The organism is Streptomyces sp. CB09001 (assembly GCF_003369795.1).
In the GTDB taxonomy this organism is placed as follows: Bacteria; Actinomycetota; Actinomycetes; order Streptomycetales; family Streptomycetaceae; genus Streptomyces.
On the sequence record NZ_CP026730.1, the window covers coordinates 888,706 to 905,658 of the forward strand.

Annotated in this window: 14 protein-coding genes; all 14 read right to left on the reverse strand. The window is 71.5% G+C overall.

Annotation, left to right across the window (positions count from 1 at the left end; all coding sequences use genetic code 11):
• Positions 1-82: 82 nt before the first annotated feature.
• On the reverse strand, positions 83-2,233 hold the full coding sequence (locus C4J65_RS04110; RefSeq protein WP_115741146.1) for a primosomal protein N': 2,151 nt from the start codon (positions 2,231-2,233) through the stop codon (positions 83-85).
• 121 nt (positions 2,234-2,354) lie between these two features.
• Positions 2,355-3,563 (reverse strand): methionine adenosyltransferase, encoded by a 1,209-nt coding sequence (gene metK / locus C4J65_RS04115; protein ID WP_087810371.1) that lies wholly within the window; start codon positions 3,561-3,563, stop codon positions 2,355-2,357.
• 239 nt (positions 3,564-3,802) lie between these two features.
• Entirely contained in the window at positions 3,803-5,005 is a 1,203-nt protein-coding gene (gene coaBC, locus C4J65_RS04120; protein ID WP_115741147.1) for a bifunctional phosphopantothenoylcysteine decarboxylase/phosphopantothenate--cysteine ligase CoaBC, read from the reverse strand.
• 166 nt (positions 5,006-5,171) lie between these two features.
• Positions 5,172-5,444 (reverse strand): DNA-directed RNA polymerase subunit omega, encoded by a 273-nt coding sequence (gene rpoZ / locus C4J65_RS04125; protein WP_003977348.1) that lies wholly within the window; start codon positions 5,442-5,444, stop codon positions 5,172-5,174.
• Positions 5,445-5,506: 62 nt separating this feature from the next.
• A complete protein-coding gene (gene gmk, locus C4J65_RS04130; RefSeq protein ID WP_003977347.1) occupies positions 5,507-6,100 on the reverse strand; it encodes a guanylate kinase in 594 nt (197 codons plus the stop codon).
• Positions 6,101-6,137: 37 nt separating this feature from the next.
• Positions 6,138-6,461 carry an integration host factor gene (locus tag C4J65_RS04135; RefSeq protein WP_003977346.1) on the reverse strand — a complete coding sequence of 108 codons (324 nt, stop codon included), beginning with the start codon at positions 6,459-6,461 and terminating at the stop codon, positions 6,138-6,140.
• Positions 6,462-6,684: 223 nt separating this feature from the next.
• The gene (gene pyrF, locus C4J65_RS04140; protein ID WP_162833008.1) at positions 6,685-7,530 is read right to left on the reverse strand and encodes an orotidine-5'-phosphate decarboxylase; all 846 of its coding nucleotides are present in this window, start codon (positions 7,528-7,530) and stop codon (positions 6,685-6,687) included.
• Positions 7,527-8,633 carry a quinone-dependent dihydroorotate dehydrogenase gene (locus C4J65_RS04145; RefSeq protein ID WP_115741148.1) on the reverse strand — a complete coding sequence of 369 codons (1,107 nt, stop codon included), beginning with the start codon at positions 8,631-8,633 and terminating at the stop codon, positions 7,527-7,529. The genes pyrF and C4J65_RS04145 overlap by 4 nt, the downstream gene beginning before the upstream one ends.
• A gap of 78 nt (positions 8,634-8,711) precedes the next feature.
• The gene (carB, locus tag C4J65_RS04150) at positions 8,712-12,020 is read right to left on the reverse strand and encodes a carbamoyl-phosphate synthase large subunit (protein WP_115741149.1); all 3,309 of its coding nucleotides are present in this window, start codon (positions 12,018-12,020) and stop codon (positions 8,712-8,714) included.
• Positions 12,013-13,182 (reverse strand): glutamine-hydrolyzing carbamoyl-phosphate synthase small subunit, encoded by a 1,170-nt coding sequence (carA, locus tag C4J65_RS04155; RefSeq protein ID WP_115741150.1) that lies wholly within the window; start codon positions 13,180-13,182, stop codon positions 12,013-12,015. Before carA ends, carB begins: the two co-directional genes overlap by 8 nt.
• Positions 13,179-13,754, reverse strand: coding sequence for a hypothetical protein (locus tag C4J65_RS04160; RefSeq protein ID WP_115741151.1), 576 nt, complete (start codon positions 13,752-13,754; stop codon positions 13,179-13,181). Before C4J65_RS04160 ends, carA begins: the two co-directional genes overlap by 4 nt.
• Positions 13,751-15,037 (reverse strand): dihydroorotase, encoded by a 1,287-nt coding sequence (locus C4J65_RS04165; RefSeq protein WP_115741152.1) that lies wholly within the window; start codon positions 15,035-15,037, stop codon positions 13,751-13,753. Before C4J65_RS04165 ends, C4J65_RS04160 begins: the two co-directional genes overlap by 4 nt.
• Positions 15,038-15,041: 4 nt before the next feature.
• Positions 15,042-16,022: an aspartate carbamoyltransferase catalytic subunit gene (locus C4J65_RS04170; protein ID WP_052837878.1), complete on the reverse strand. Its 981-nt coding sequence runs from the start codon at positions 16,020-16,022 to the stop codon at positions 15,042-15,044.
• Between the two features lie 114 nt (positions 16,023-16,136).
• Positions 16,137-16,730 (reverse strand): bifunctional pyr operon transcriptional regulator/uracil phosphoribosyltransferase PyrR, encoded by a 594-nt coding sequence (gene pyrR, locus C4J65_RS04175; protein ID WP_115741153.1) that lies wholly within the window; start codon positions 16,728-16,730, stop codon positions 16,137-16,139.
• Positions 16,731-16,953: the final 223 nt, after the last annotated feature.

Sequence of the window (16,953 nt, forward strand, 5' to 3'; positions counted from 1 at the left end):
GCACCGGCAGACCGAGACGTCGAACCGGCCCCGTCCTCCCCGGCACCCCTCCGGGACGGCGGGGCCGCGGCGTGTCCGCGCCTCACCCGATGTCGGGCGGATCGATGCGCACCCACACCGCCGTGTCGCTCCCGCGTGCCGTCCGCGCCGCCTGAGCGGCCTTCAGCGCACCGGCCAGCGCCGCCCCGCGGCCCGGCGGTACCCGGACCAGCGCACGCTCCCAGTGCTCCCCGGGCGGCGGCGCCCCCACCCGCCGCGGTCGTCCCGCCGGCGTGACCGGCAGTGGCACCGGGCCGAGCACCTCCGCCTCCCGGGGCAGTTCGACCGCGTCGAGGAAGCCGGTCACGGCCTCCGGCGGCCCCGCCACGGCCGCCATCCGCGACACCGGCGGAAAGCCCAGCTCGGCCCGCTCCGCCAGCTCCCGCAGCGCGTGTCCGACCGGGTCCCAGCGCACCAGCGCCTGCACCGGCCGCAGTGTCGGCTCGGCGACCGCGACGACGGTGCCCCCGGCGCTCTGCGGGCGCACCAGGGCGGCGGCGGCCAGCCAGCGCCGCAGCGCGTCCTCTCCGGCACGCAGATCGGGGCGGCCGAGCATCGCCCAGCCGTCGAGCAGCAGCGCCGCCGCGTAGCCGCCCTCCGCCACGGGTTCGGCCCCCGGGGTGCTGACCACCAGCGCCGGGGTCTCGGACACGGTGTCCAGCACGTGCTCCCGCCCGGAGGTGCGCACGGGCACGGCCGGGAAGGCCCGCCCCAGCTCCTCCGCGGTGCGGCGGGCGCCCACGATCTGCGCCCGCAGCCGGAACGCCCCGCACTCCGGGCAGTGCCAGGCGTTCTCCTCGCGCCCGCACCAGCCGCACCGCAGGGCGGGTCCGGACTCCTGCCCCTCCAGGGGCCCCGAACAGTTCCTGCACCGCGCGGGCGTCCGGCACGCCGCGCAGGCCATCCGGGGTACGTAACCCCGCCGGGGCACCTGCACGAGTACCGGTCCGTGCCGCAGCCCGTCCCGCACGGCCTGCCAGGCGAGGGTGGGCAGCCGCGCGGCGCGGGCGGCCTCGTCCCGGGCCAGGTCCTGGTCCCCCACGGTCCGCACCAGCGGCACGGCCGCCCGTACCTGCTCCCGCGCGGCGATCAGCGGCCGGGCCCAGCCGGTCTCCACGAGCTGGGCCGCCTCCACGGTGCAGCTCCAGCCGCCCAGCAAGAAGGCGCACCGGTCCTGGGCGGCGCGCAGCAGCAGCACCTCGCGGGCGTGCGGCTGCGGGGCGTGCGGCTCGCTGTGGCTGTCGTCGCCGTCGTCCCACAGGGCGACCAGACCGAGGTCCCGAACCGGCGCGAACATGGCGGCCCGGGTCCCGATCACGGCCCGTACGGCCCCTCGGCGCACCGCGAGCCACTGCGCGTACCGCTTCTCGGGACCGGCGTCGGCGGTGAGCACCGCGTGCCGTCCCTCGCCCAGGAGCTCGGTGAGCGCGGAGTCGGCGCGGGCGACCGCCCGCCCGTCCGGCAGGACCACGAGGGCGCCCCGGCCGGAGGCCAGCGTCGCCGCCACGGCCCGTGCCAGCTCGTCCGTCCACTGCGGGCCGGGCAGCGCGTTCCACACCGCCCGGGGCGCGCCGCCGGACGCGAGGGCGGCCACGAACGCGGCCCCCTGCTCGTACCGCGACCAGGATCCCGGCTCGGGCACCGGCGGTGCGGACAGAGGCTGCGGCGAGGCCCGCTTCTCGGCGCGCGCGTTGCGCGGTGGTACGGCGAGCTGGAGGACGTCGGCGACGCTGCCCGCGTACCGGTCCGCGACCGCCCGGACGAGGCCGAGCAGCTCTTCGTCGAGGATCCGCTCGGGCGAGACGACCTGGGCCAGCGCGGCCAGCGGCCCCGCGTAGTCGGACTCCGCCAGCCGCTCGACCAGGTAGCCGTCGATGAGCCCGCCGCCCTCGCGCCGCCCGTCCCGCACCCGGTGCCGTCCGGCGCCGAAACGCACCCTCACCCGCACACCCGGCTGGGCCTCGGCGTCCAGCTCCTCGGGTACGGCGTAGTCGAAGTACCGGTCGAGGTGCAGCACGCCCTTGTCGACGAGGACCCTGGCGACCGGCAGCTCCTTGGCGAGCGCTGCCCCGCGCCAGGTGCGCGGCTTGGCCCGCGGGGTCTTCGCCTTGCGCACGGTCTCCCGGATGAGCGCGAGCTGCTCGGGCGGCGCGTCCTGCGCGTCGCCCTGCTCCGGTCCGTTCTCGCTGCTCACGCCTGCATTCTCGCAAAGACCACTGACAGCACGGCCGGCGCCGGAACATGCGGCGAGGCCCGGCGCCCTTCAGGGACACCGGGCCTCGCCACATGCCGTCGGGCGCCGCGCGCCCGGGGCCTTACAGCCCCGCGGCCTCGCGCAGCGCGTCCACGCGGTCGGTGCGCTCCCACGTGAAGTCGGGCAGCTCACGGCCGAAGTGACCGTACGCCGCGGTCTGCGCGTAGATCGGGCGCAGCAGGTCGAGGTCGCGGATGATGGCGGCCGGGCGCAGGTCGAAGACCTCGTCGATCGCCTTCTCGATCTTCTCGGTGTCGACCTTGGCGGTGCCGAAGGTCTCCACGAACAGACCCACCGGCTCGGCCTTGCCGATGGCGTAGGCGACCTGGACCTCGCAGCGCGCGGCGAGACCCGCGGCCACGACGTTCTTCGCGACCCAGCGCATCGCGTACGCGGCGGAGCGGTCGACCTTCGACGGGTCCTTGCCGGAGAAGGCGCCGCCGCCGTGCCGGGCCATGCCGCCGTAGGTGTCGATGATGATCTTGCGGCCGGTCAGGCCGGCGTCGCCCATCGGGCCGCCGATCTCGAAGCGGCCGGTCGGGTTGACCAGGAGGCGGTAGTTCTCCGTGTCGATCTTGATGCCGTCCTCGAGGAGCGCCTTCAGCTCCGGCTCGACGACGAACTCCTTGATGTCCGGGGCCAGCAGCGACTCCAGGTCGATGTCGCTCGCGTGCTGGGAGGAGACGACGACCGTGTCCAGGCGGACGGCCTTGTCGCCGTCGTACTCGATGGTGACCTGGGTCTTGCCGTCCGGCCGCAGGTAGGGGATGGTGCCGTTCTTGCGGACCTCGGACAGGCGCTTGGACAGGCGGTGCGCCAGGAAGACCGGCAGCGGCATCAGCGTCGGCGTCTCGTCGGACGCGTAGCCGAACATCAGGCCCTGGTCGCCGGCACCCTGCCGGTCCAGCTCGTCCTCGTCGCCCTCGACGCGGTTCTCGTACGCCGTGTCGACGCCCTGCGCGATGTCCGGGGACTGGGCGCCGATGGAGACCGAGACACCGCAGGAGGCGCCGTCGAAGCCCTTCTTGGAGGAGTCGTAGCCGATCTCCAGGATCTTGCCGCGGACCAGGTTGGCGATGTCCGCGTAGGCCTTGGTGGTGACCTCGCCGGCCACGTGCACCAGACCGGTGGTGATCAGGGTTTCGACGGCGACCCGGGAGGTCGGGTCCTCACGCAGAAGCGCGTCGAGAATCGTGTCGCTGATCTGGTCAGCGATCTTGTCGGGGTGACCTTCGGTCACGGACTCCGAGGTGAACAGGCGACGGGACACAACGCTCCCTGGGGTTGCAGCGGCTGCTGGCTGATCATTGGTGGACGGCACGGGGAGCTGCACCCGGCGACGTCCGAGAACAGTTTATCGGTCGCACTCTGCCGCGGGCCCACCTGTCTCAGCTCTCGGGAGGGCTGTGACCTGCGGCACGGGCATTCTGCCCAGAAGGAAGCGTCCTTGGCCAGGGGCGCCACGCTCGAATGCGTCGTCTTCGCGGCTCCTTCGAGCAAATGGGTCATTCATTCCAGCCGCCGGACGACGAGGTCCCAGACCGTGTCGGCCAGGGCTTCCTTGGGACCGTGGGCGACCGGTGTCTCGCTGCCGTCGGCGCCCAGGACCACCGCCTCGTTCTCCTCGGAGCCGAAGGTCTTGCGCTCCCCCACCTCGTTCACCACGAGGAGGTCGCAGCCCTTGCGTTTCAGCTTGGCCCGGCCGTTGGCCAGGACGTCGTCGGTCTCGGCGGCGAAGCCGACGACCACCTGGCCGGAGCGAGCCCGGGGCGCGGAGATCTCCGCGAGGATGTCCGGATTACGCACCAGGACGATCGGTGCGGGTTCCTGGTCGTCCTTCTTCTTGATCTTCCCGGTGGCGTACGTCGCGGGCCGGAAGTCGGCCACCGCCGCGGCCATGACGACGGCGTCGGCGTCGGCCGCGGCGCGCAGCATCGCCTCGCGCAGCTCCACCGCCGTGCCGACCGGCACCACGTCCACGCCGGCCGGGTCCGGCATCGAGGCGTTCGCCGCGACGAGCGTGACGCGGGCGCCGCGGGCGGCAGCGGTGCGGGCGAGGGCGTAGCCCTGCTTGCCGGAGGAGCGGTTGCCGAGGAAGCGGACCGGGTCGAGCGGCTCCCGGGTGCCGCCGGCGCTGACGACCACGTGCCGTCCGGCGAGGTCGGGCTCGCGCACACCGCGGGCGAGCACCCGGCGGCAGACCTCGAAGATCTCGCCCGGGTCGGGCAGTCGGCCCTTGCCGGTGTCGACGCCGGTGAGGCGGCCTACGGCGGGCTCGATCACCACGGCGCCGCGGCGGCGCAGCGTCGCCACGTTTTCCTGGGTGGCCGGGTGCTCCCACATCTCGGTGTGCATCGCGGGCGCGAAGACGACCGGGCAGCGGGCCGTGAGCAGGGTGTTGGTGAGCAGGTCGTCGGCCAGGCCGTGGGCCGCCTTGGCGAGCATGTCGGCGGTGGCCGGGGCGACGACGACCAGGTCGGCGTGCTGGCCGATGCGCACGTGCGGGACCTCGTGGACGTCGTCCCAGACCTCGGTCGACACGGGGTTGCCGGACAGCGCGGACCAGGTGGCGGCGCCGACGAAGTGCAGTGCGGAGGCGGTGGGGACGACCCGGACCTCGTGCCCGGACTCGGTGAGTCTGCGCAGCAGCTCACAGGCCTTGTACGCGGCGATGCCGCCGCTGACCCCCAGAACGACCTTGGGCTTGTCCACCGTCTCTCCCCGGCTCGGATAACGCGCTCGGACCACGCGCCGGCTCGGACCACGTGCTCGGGCTGCGTGTACGACCCATCACACACCACAGGCCCGACAGTCGGGCTGCCGGGCCTGTGGATAAGTCAGCGTGAGGCTGAAAATAATACCGCCGATGTTGCCGGTGTTACTGCGCCGGACCCTCGATGGCCTCGGAGGTCAGCAGCCCCGCGTTGATCTCGCGCAGGGCGATCGAGAGCGGCTTCTCGTGGACGTGGGTGTCGACGAGCGGACCGACGTACTCGAGGAGGCCCTCGCCGAGCTGCGAGTAGTACGCGTTGATCTGGCGGGCCCGCTTGGCCGCGTAGATCACGAGGCTGTACTTCGAGTCCGTGGCCTCGAGGAGCTCGTCGATCGGCGGGTTGATGATGCCCTCGGGCGCGGAGATGGAAGAGGACACGCTCTACCTTCCGATGGATGGGAAAGATTCGGTCGGGATGACCACGGGGTGACCAGTGGCGATCACACGACGTTCGTCAAGGCTAGCAGCTCGCGCGCCACGTCCTCGACGGAGGTGTTCACCAGGGTCTGGTCGAACTCCGGCTCGGCCGCCAGCTCGACCTTGGCCGCGGCGAGGCGACGCTCGATCACCTCGGGCGGTTCGGTGCCCCGGCCGGTGAGCCTGCGCACCAGCTCGTCCCAGGAGGGCGGGGCCAGAAACACCAGCCGGGCCTCGGGCATGGACTCGCGGACCTGCCGCGCTCCCTGGAGGTCGATCTCCAGGAGGACCGGCTCACCGGCCTCCAGGCGCTCCAGCACGGCCGTACGCGGCGTGCCATAGCGGTTGCCGGCGAACTCGGCCCACTCCAGCAGCTCGCCGTTGGCGATCAGCTTGTCCATCTCCTCGTCGCTGACGAAGAAGTAGTGGACACCGTGCTGCTCGCCGGGGCGGGGCCTGCGGGTCGTCGCCGAGACCGACAGCCATACCTCGGGGTGTTCCTTGCGCATATGGGCGACGACCGTGCTCTTGCCGACCCCCGAGGGGCCGGAGAGCACGGTCAGCCGCGGACGTGCGTCCGGGGGTACGGGGGACGTCCCCCGGGGTGTTGCAGCCATGCAGCGATTATTCCAGCAATCCCGGAGTGGTCCGGACTCAGCTGCCGGTGCTGCCGAACTCGCGCTCCAGGGACGCGATCTGGTTGGACCCGAGACCGCGCACGCGGCGGCTCTCGGAGATGCCCAGTCGCTCCATGATCTGCTTGGCGCGGACTTTGCCCACGCCCGGCAGGGACTCGAGGAGGGCGGAGACCTTCATCTTGCCGATGACGTCGTTCTCCTGACCCTGCTTGATGACCTCGTGGAGGGAGGCGCCGGAGTGCTTGAGTCGATTCTTGACCTCGGCCCGCTCCCGGCGAGCCGCGGCGGCCTTTTCGAGCGCGGCTGCGCGCTGTTCAGGGGTAAGGGGCGGAAGAGCCACGCCTACGTCACCTCGGATGTCGAACTGTCGGATACGGACCGGTGAGGAACCTAGTCGCCCCTCACCTGGTGAGCCACGAGCAACACGCTCGCCCGTTGACTCTCGACGGAGACTAGCGGTCAAGTCCGCCAGAGTCAGCGAGAACAGCGGAAAAGTCCTGGTCAGCCTCCGTCAGGACGGACATTTGGGACATACTCCCTCTGATTTGAGGATGTATTCAGGGTCAGGACGCCGTGACCGCGGTCCGGATCTCCGCCGCGAAGCGGTCGGCGGCCGTCCGCAAAGCGGCCACGTCGGGGCCGTGACGAAGGACACCCCGGCTGACGTTGGGCACCACGTTGCGCACCGCCGCACCGAACACGCGCGGCAGATCCGCGGGCGTGGCCCCCTGGGCTCCGATGCCCGGCGCGAGCAGCGGACCGTTGATGCCCAGGTCGTACGAGGACAGGTCACCGAGCGTGGCACCGACCACCGCGCCGAAGGAGCCCAGCGGTTCCTCCCCCGCGTTCTCGGCGGCCAGGTGCGCCAGCATCGTCGCCCCTACGCTGCGCCCGTCCCCCCGGACGGCGTGCTGGACCTCGCCCCCCTCCGGGTTGGAGGTCAGCGCCAGCACGAACAGGCCCGCGCCGCTCTCGCGCGCCAGGTCGACGGCCGGCCTCAGGGAGCCGTAGCCGAGGTACGGGGAGACGGTCAGCGCGTCCGAGAACAGCGGCGCGTCCTTGTGCAGGAACGACTCGGCGTACGCGGTCATGGTCGAGCCGATGTCGCCGCGCTTGGCGTCCATGACGACCAGCGCACCGGCCGCCCGCGCCTCCTCGACCGACTTCTCCAGGACCGCGACGCCGCGCGAGCCGAAGCGCTCGAAGAAGGCGCTCTGCGGCTTGAGGACGGCGACCCGGTCGGCCGTCGCCTCCACGACGGTGCGGCTGAAGCGCTCAAGCCCGGCCACGTCGTCGTTCAGGCCCCACTCGGCGAGCAGGGAGGCGTGCGGGTCGATGCCGACGCACAGGGGACCGCGCTCGTCCATCGCGCGGCGCAGCCGGGCACCGAAGGGTTCCATCACCGTCATGCGTGCTTCCTTACGTCGGCGCCGACCGCGTCGGCGAGGGTGGCGTACGGGCTCTGCCGCAGGCGCGCGGCGAGCCCCTTGTGGATCGCACGGCCCCAGAAGGGACCCTCGTAGATGAACGCGCTGTAGCCCTGGACCAGCGTGGCGCCGGCCAGGATGCGCTCCCAGGCGTCCTCGGCCGTCTCGACGCCGCCGACGCCGACCAGGGTGATCCGGTCGCCCACGCGCGCGTACAGACGGCGCAGCACCTCCAGGGAGCGCGCCTTGAGGGGGGCGCCGGACAGACCGCCGGTCTCCCCGACCAGCGCGGGCGAGGAGGTCAGGCCGAGGTCCGCGCGGGCGATGGTGGTGTTGGTGGCGATGACGCCGTCCAGGCCCAGCTCCACGGCCAGGTCGGCGACCGCGTCCACGTCCTCGTCGGCGAGGTCGGGCGCGATCTTGACCAGCAGCGGGACACGCCGGGCGGTCACCGCGCGGTCGGCGGCCTCGCGGACCGCGCTCAGCAGCGGGCGCAGCGCCTCGGTGGCCTGGAGGTTGCGCAGGCCGGGCGTGTTGGGCGAGGAGACGTTGACGACGAGGTAGTCGGCGTGCGGGGCCAGCCGCTCGGCGGACTTCACGTAGTCGCCGACGGCTTCCTCCTCCGGGACGGCCTTCGTCTTGCCGATGTTGACGCCGACGACGGTCCGGAAGACGGGCGTGCGGGAGGCCAGGCGGGCCGCGACGGTCAGCGAGCCGTCGTTGTTGAAGCCCATGCGGTTGATCAGTGCCCGGTCGCCCACCAGGCGGAACAGCCGCTTCTTGGGGTTGCCGGGCTGGGGCTCGCCGGTGACGGTGCCGATCTCGACGTGGTCGAAGCCGAGCATCGCCATGCCGTCGATCGCGACCGCGTTCTTGTCGAAGCCGGCGGCGAGCCCGAACGGGCCGTGCATGCGCAGGCCCAGGGCCTCGGTGCGCAGCTCCTTGTACCGGGGTGCGAGCGCGGCGGCGGCGAAGGTGCGCAGGACGGGGACGCGGACGGCGAGACGGATCCACCGGAAGGCGAGGTGGTGGGCGCGCTCCGGGTCCATGCGGGAGAAGACGAGCTTGAAGAAGATCTTGTACATGTGTCCTCGTGAGGCCTCTGTGGTGCGCTGGGGCTCATGAAGAGGGGGACACCGTTTCCGGTGTCCCCCTCGGGGCTGCTAGTCGCGGGCCGCGATCAGGAATTCGGCGTGTTCCTGGAGTGAGCGCACTCCCACGTCGCCGTGGTTGAGGGCGTCGATGCCCTGCACCGCCGCCGCCAGCGCCTGGACCGTGGTCAGGCAGGGCACGGAGCGGGCCACGGCCGCCGTCCGGATGTCGTAGCCGTCGAGGCGGCCGCCGGTGCCGTACGGGGTGTTGACGATGAGGTCGACCTCGCCGTCGTGGATGAGCTGGACGATGGTCTTCTCGCCGTTCGGGCCGGTGCCCTCGGACTGCTTGCGCACGACGGTGGCGTTGATGCCGTTGCGCTTGAGGACCTCGGCGGTGCCGGAGGTGGCCATCAGCTCGAAGCCGTGGGCGACCAGCTCGCGGGCCGGGAAGATCATCGAGCGCTTGTCGCGGTTGGCGACCGAGATGAAGGCGCGGCCCTTGGTCGGCAGCGGCCCGTACGCGCCCGCCTGCGACTTGGCGTAGGCCGTGCCGAAGACGGAGTCGATGCCCATGACCTCGCCGGTGGAACGCATCTCCGGGCCCAGCACCGTGTCGACGCCGCGGCCGTGGATGTCCCGGAAGCGGGACCACGGCATCACGGCCTCCTTGACGGAGATCGGCGCGTCCAGCGGCAGGGTGCCGCCGTCACCGTTCGCCGGGAGCAGGCCCTCGGCGCGCAGCTCCGCGATGGTGGCGCCCAGCGAGATCCGGGCGGCGGCCTTGGCCAGCGGCACCGCCGTCGCCTTCGAGGTGAAGGGGACGGTGCGCGAGGCGCGCGGGTTGGCCTCCAGGACGTAGAGGATGTCCCCGGCCAGCGCGAACTGGATGTTGATCAGGCCGCGCACGCCGACGCCCTTGGCGATGCCCTCGGTGGAGGCGCGCAGCCGCTTGATGTCGAAGCCGCCCAGCGTGATCGGGGGCAGGGCGCACGCCGAGTCGCCGGAGTGGATGCCGGCCTCCTCGATGTGCTCCATGACGCCGCCGAGGTACAGCTCCTCGCCGTCGTACAGGGCGTCGACGTCGATCTCGATCGCGTCGTCCAGGAAGCGGTCGACCAGCACCGGCCGGGACGGGCTGATCTCGGTGGACTCGGCGATGTACGCCTCCAGCCGGGTCTCGTCGTAGACGATCTCCATGCCGCGTCCGCCGAGGACGTAGGAGGGCCGCACCAGGACCGGGTAGCCGATCTCGTCGGCGATGGCCTTGGCCCCGGCGAAGGTGGTGGCGGTGCCGTGCTTGGGGGCAGGCAGCCCGGCCTGCGCGAGGACCTGCCCGAAGGCGCCGCGGTCCTCGGCGGCGTGGATGGCCTCGGGCGAGGTGCCGACGACCGGCACGCCGTTGTCCTTGAGCGCCTGCGCCAGGCCCAGCGGGGTCTGGCCGCCGAGCTGGACGATCACGCCCGCGACGGGACCCGCCTGCTGCTCCGCGTGGACGATCTCCAGGACGTCCTCCAGGGTGAGCGGCTCGAAGTACAGCCGGTCGGAGGTGTCGTAGTCGGTGGAGACGGTCTCCGGGTTGCAGTTGACCATCACGGTCTCGTACCCGGCGTCCGACAGCGCGAAGGAGGCGTGGACGCAGGAGTAGTCGAACTCGATGCCCTGGCCGATGCGGTTCGGGCCGGAGCCGAGGATGATGACGGCCGGCTTCTCGCGCGGCGCGACCTCGCTCTCCTCGTCGTAGGCGGAGTAGAAGTACGGCGTCCTGGCGGCGAACTCGGCGGCGCAGGTGTCGACCGTCTTGTAGACCGGGCGGATGCCGAGCGCGTGCCGGACCTCACGGACGACGTCCTCGCGCAGCCCGCGGATCTCGCCGACCTGCTGGTCGGAGAAGCCGTGCCGCTTGGCCTCGGCGAGCAGGTCGGCGGTCAGCTCGGGCGCGGCGGCCAGCTCGTCGGCGATCTCCTTGATCAGGAAGAGCTGGTCGACGAACCAGGGGTCGATCTTCGTGTGCTCGAAGACCTCCTCGGGTGTGGCGCCCGCGCGGATGGCCTGCATGACGGCGTTGATGCGGCCGTCGGTGGGCCGCACGGCCTCCCGCAGCAGCTCCAGCTTGTCCCCGGGCTCGCCCACGAAGGTGAACTGGCTGCCCTTCTTCTCCAGCGAGCGCAGCGCCTTCTGGAAGGCCTCGGTGAAGTTCCGGCCGATGGCCATGGCCTCGCCGACCGACTTCATGGTGGTGGTCAGCGTGGAGTCGGCGCTCGGGAACTTCTCGAAGGCGAACCGCGGGGCCTTGACGACCACGTAGTCGAGGGTCGGCTCGAAGGAGGCCGGGGTCTCCTGCGTGATGTCGTTCGGGATCTCGTCCAGCGTGTAGCCGACGGCGAGCTTCGCGGCGATCTTGGCGATGGGGAAGCCGGTGGCCTTGGAGGCGAGGGCCGAGGAGCGGGACACGCGCGGGTTCATCTCGATGACGATCACGCGACCGTCCTCGGGGTTCACCGCGAACTGGATGTTGCAGCCGCCGGTGTCGACGCCGACCTCGCGGATGATCGCGATGCCGACGTCGCGCAGGGTCTGGTACTCGCGGTCGGTCAGCGTCATGGCGGGTGCCACGGTGATCGAGTCGCCGGTGTGCACGCCCATCGGGTCGAAGTTCTCGATGGAGCAGACGACCACGACGTTGTCGTTCTTGTCGCGCATCAGCTCCAGCTCGTACTCCTTCCAGCCGAGGATGGACTCCTCCAGGAGCACCTCGGTGGTCGGCGAGAGGGTGAGGCCCTGCCCGGCGATGCGGCGCAGCTCGTCCTCGTCGTGGGCGAAGCCGGAGCCGGCGCCGCCCATGGTGAAGGAGGGGCGGACGACGACGGGGTAGCCGCCGAGCGCGTCGACGCCCTTGAGGACGTCGTCCATGGAGTGGCAGATGTAGGACCGGGCGGACTCGCCGTGGCCGATCTTCTTGCGGACCTCCTCGACGACCTCCTTGAACAGGTCGCGGTCCTCGCCCTTGTTGATGGCCTCGACGTTGGCGCCGATCAGTTCGACGCCGTACTCCTCCAGGACGCCGTTGCCGTGCAGGGAGATGGCGGTGTTGAGGGCCGTCTGGCCGCCGAGGGTGGGCAGGAGTGCGTCGGGCCGCTCCTTGGCGATGATCTTCTCGACGAACTCGGGGGTGATCGGCTCGACGTAGGTGGCGTCGGCGATCTCCGGGTCGGTCATGATCGTCGCCGGGTTGGAGTTCACCAGGACGACGCGCAGGCCCTCGGCCTTGAGCACGCGGCACGCCTGGGTGCCGGAGTAGTCGAACTCGGCGGCCTGGCCGATGACGATCGGGCCGGAGCCGATGACCAGGACGGACTGGATATCGGTGCGCTTAGGCACGCTGGCCCTCCATGAGCTTCACGAAGCGGTCGAACAGGTACGCGGCGTCGTGCGGACCGGCCGCCGCTTCGGGGTGGTACTGGACGCTGAAGGCCGGCCGGTCGAGGAGCTGGAGCCCCTCCACCACGTTGTCGTTGAGGCAGACGTGGGAGACCTCGGCGCGGCCGTAGGGGGTGTCGGAGACCTGGTCGAGCGGGGCGTCGACGGCGAATCCGTGGTTGTGCGCGGTGACCTCGACCTTGCCGGTCGTACGGTCCTGCACGGGCTGGTTGATGCCGCGGTGGCCGTACTTCAGCTTGAAGGTGCCGAAGCCGAGCGCGCGGCCCAGGATCTGGTTGCCGAAGCAGATGCCGAAGAGCGGGGTACCGCGCTCCAGGACGCCCTGCATCACGGAGACCGGGTGGTCGGCGGTGGCCGGGTCGCCGGGACCGTTGGAGAAGAACACGCCGTCGGGCTCGACGGCGTAGACGTCGTCGACGGTGGCCGTGGCGGGCAGCACGTGCACCTCGATGCCGCGCTCGGCCATGCGGTGCGGGGTCATGCCCTTGATGCCGAGGTCGACGGCGGCGACGGTGAACTTCGCGGTGCCGATCGGGACGGCTTCGCCGTCGGGGCCGATCGCGGGGACGACGTACGCCTCGGTGGTGGCGACCTCGGCGGACAGGTCGGCGCCGCTCATCTCGGGGGCCTGGCGGACCTCGGCGAGCATGGTGCCCTCGTCGGGCAGGGCCTGGCCCGAGAAGATGCCGACCCGCATGGCGCCGCGCTCGCGCAGGTGGCGGGTGAGGGCGCGGGTGTCGATGCCGGAGATGCCGACGACGCCCTGGGCGGCCAGTTCCTGGTCGAGGGAGCGGGTCGAGCGCCAGTTGGAGGGCACGCGCGCGGGGTCGCGCACGACGTACCCGGAGACCCAGATCTTCCTGGACTCCATGTCCTCGTCGTTGATCCCGGTGTTCCCTACGTGCGGGGCGGTCATCACGACGACCTGGCGGTGGTACGACGGGTCGGTGAGGGTCTCCTGGTAGCCGGTCATGCCGGTGGAGAACACGGCTTCGCCGAAGGTGGCCCCCACGGCCCCGTAGGCACGGCCGCGGAAGGTCCGGCCGTCCTCCAGGACGAGTACGGCGGGAGTCCGGTGGGCTCCCCTGGTGGAGGTCGTCATCGTGCGCCTTCCGTTTCCGTCTTGTTGATCATGTCGTTCAGTGTTTCGACCCACTCGTTGTGCTCGGCCGCGTGGTCGGAGCGGAAGCCGGAGTCGATCAGCTTGTCGCCGTGCGCCCAGGTGACGACCAGCAGGCCGCCCTCGGTGAGGACCTTGCCGGCGATGCCCTTGTCGAGCCGGGCCTCGCGCAGCGCGGCGACGGGGACGAAGAAGTCCGCCGCGCCGGGGCGTACGACGTCCAGTCCAGCGTCCGTCAGGGTGAGCTCGACCCGGCTGCGGGTGCCCAGGCCGTGCGCGACGATGCGGTCCAGCCACTGCCCTGCCGTGGTGGAGCCGTGGTAGCGGCCGCTCATGCCCAGTTTCGCCGGACCGGGCTCGTCCGGCGCGCCGGGCAGCTCGGGCAGGTCGCCCTGGAGCGTGCCGCGCCACTTCCAGCCCTCGCGCATCAGCCAGTAGACGAGCGCGACGAAGAGGCCGAGGCCGACGACCCAGCCGGCCCGGGCGGCCCAGTCGGTCACTTCCGCCGATTCCTTCTCGGCGGCCAGCAGGATTACCGGTGCTACAGATGTCACGTGAGCTTCCCGTCGACGAGCGTGGCCTTGCCCCGCAGCCACGTGTGCGTCACACGGCCCGGCAGCTCACGCCCCTCGTAGGGGGTGTTGCGACTGCGCGAGGCGAAGCCCGCGGGGTCCACCTGGCCACGGTATGCCGCATCGACGAGGGTGAGGTTGGCGGGCTCACCGGCCGAGACGGGACGGCCGTGTCCGGTGGCCTGTCCGATCTGCGCGGGCTTGAAGGACATCCGGTCGGCGACGCCGGCCCAGTCCAGCAGGCCCGTGTCCACCATGGTCTCCTGCACCACCGACAGCGCGGTCTCCAGGCCCACCATCCCCATGGCGGCGGCGGCCCACTCGCAGTCCTTGTCCTCGTGCGGGTGCGGGGCGTGGTCGGTGGCGACGATGTCGATCGTGCCGTCGGCGAGCGCCTCCCGCAGCGCCATGACGTCGCGCTCCGTGCGCAGCGGCGGGTTGACCTTGTAGACCGGGTTGTACGACCGGACCAGCTCGTCGGTGAGGAGCAGGTGGTGCGGGGTGACCTCGGCGGTGACGTCGATGCCGCGGGACTTGGCCCAGCGGACGATCTCGACGGACCCGGCGGTCGACAGGTGGCAGATGTGCACGCGGGAGCCGACGTGCTCGGCGAGCAGCACGTCCCGCGCGATGACCGACTCCTCGGCGACGGCGGGCCAGCCGCCGAGGCCCAGCTCGGCGGAGACGACGCCCTCGTTCATCTGGGCGCCCTCGGTGAGCCGGGGCTCCTGGGCGTGCTGGGCGACTACGCCGTTGAAGGCCTTCACGTACTCCAGGGCGCGGCGCATGATCACGGCGTCGTGGACGCACTTGCCGTCGTCGGAGAAGACGGTCACGCCGGCCGCGGACTCGTGCATGGCGCCCAGCTCGGCGAGCTTCGCGCCCTCCAGGCCGACGGTGACGGCGCCGATGGGCTGCACGTCGCAGTAGCCGGACTCCTGGCCGAGCCGCCAGACCTGCTCGACGACGCCGGCGGTGTCGGCGACCGGGAAGGTGTTGGCCATGGCGAAGACGTTGGTGTAGCCGCCGCCGGCCGCCGCGCGGGTGCCGGTGAGGACGGTCTCGGAGTCCTCGCGGCCGGGCTCGCGCAGGTGGGTGTGCAGGTCGACCAGGCCCGGCAGCAGCACCTTGCCGTCGGCCTCGACGACCTCCGCGCCCTCGGCGGACAGGTTCGTGCCGACCGCCTCGACGACCGTGCCGTCGATCAGGACGTCCTGCGGCTCGCCGCCGAGCACCTTCGCACCGCGGATCAGGGTCTTGCTCATGTTCTTACTTCTCCTCGGTGGGGCGGGCGTGGGACACGGCGGGCTCGTTGCCGCCGAGCAGCAGGTAGAGGACGGCCATCCGGATGGAGACGCCGTTGGCGACCTGCTCGACGACGGTGCAGCGGTCGGAGTCGGCGACCTCGGCGGTGATCTCCATGCCGCGGACCATGGGGCCGGGGTGCATCACGATGGCGTGGTCGGGCATCTTCGCCATCCGGTCGCCGTCGAGGCCGTAGCGGCGGGAGTACTCGCGCTCGGTGGGGAAGAAGGCGGCGTTCATCCGCTCGCGCTGCACGCGCAGCAGCATCACCGCGTCGGACTTGGGCAGCGTGGAGTCGAGGTCGTAGGAGACCTCGCAGGGCCAGGTCTCCACGCCGACGGGCAGCAGGGTGGGCGGGGCGACGAGGGTGACCTCGGCGCCGAGGGTGTGCAGCAGGTCGACGTTGGAGCGGGCGACGCGGCTGTGCAGGATGTCGCCGACGAGCGTGATCCGGCGGCCGTCCAGGTCCTTGCCGAGCCCGGCGTCGCGGCCGACCAGGCGGCGGCGCATGGTGAAGGCGTCGAGCAGGGCCTGGGTGGGGTGCTGATGGGTGCCGTCCCCGGCGTTGACCACGGCGGCGTCGATCCAGCCGGAGGTGGCCAAACGGTAGGGGGCGCCGGAGGCGCTGTGCCGGATGACGACGGCGTCGACGCCCATCGCCTCCAGGGTCTGGGCGGTGTCCTTGAGGGATTCGCCCTTGGAGACGCTGGATCCCTTGGCGGTGAAGTTGATGACGTCCGCGGACAGCCGCTTCTCGGCGGCCTCGAAGGAGATCCGGGTCCGGGTGGAGTCCTCGAAGAAGAGGTTGACGACGGTACGGCCGCGCAGGGTGGGCAGTTTCTTGATCGGCCGGTCCGCGACCCGGGCCATCTCCTCGGCGGTGTCGAGGATCAGGACGGCGTCGTCGCGGGTGAGGTCGGCGGCCGAGATGAGATGACGCTGCATCTGTCAGGCTCCGTAGGGCGATTCATGCGGAAGAGCGGGATAATTCGGGCGGCCGGGCGCGTGCGGGGGCGCGCCGAGCACGCGTACGGCACGAAGGGGTGCGTACGCGGGCTGCTACGGGTGGGCGCCCGGGGCGGCCGGCTTGGCACCGAGCAGCACGGTGTCGCGACCGTCCTCCTCGGCGAGCTGGACCTTGACCGTCTCCCGCAGCGACGTCGGGAGGTTCTTGCCGACGTAGTCGGCGCGGATGGGCAGTTCGCGGTGGCCGCGGTCGACGAGTACGGCGAGCTGCACCGCGCGCGGGCGGCCGATGTCGTTCAGCGCGTCGAGGGCGGCGCGGATGGTGCGGCCGGAGAACAACACGTCGTCGACGAGGACGACGAGGCGGCCGTCGATGCCGTCACCGGGGATCTCGGTACGGGCCAGGGCGCGCGGCGGGTGCATGCGCAGGTCGTCGCGGTACATGGTGATGTCGAGCGAGCCGACCGGCATCTTGCGTTCGGTGATCTGCTCCAGCTTGTCGGCGAGCCGCCGGGCGAGGAAGACGCCGCGGGTCGGGATGCCGAGGAGCACCACGTCGTCGGCGCCCTTGGCGCGTTCGACGATCTCGTGGGCGATGCGGGTCAGCACCCGCGCGATGTCGGGCCCTTCGAGAACGGGCCGGGCATCCTGCTGCTTGTCCTGTTCCTTTTCCTGCTGCTTGTCCATACGAAACGGACCCCCTTCTCCGCCTCACGGGACGGACTTTAAAGGACGTCGGATATGCGCCACCTACGGTAGCAGGCTCACAGAACCTCTTCGATGGCCCCCCTGACACTCCCCCGTCACCCGTCTGCCGCACATCGATCACCCGCTCGGCGTAATGGATGGCGAATACCACGGAAGAGTCGGTGCGGACCATTCGGCTTGACGCAGCAGAGTAACGCTGCGT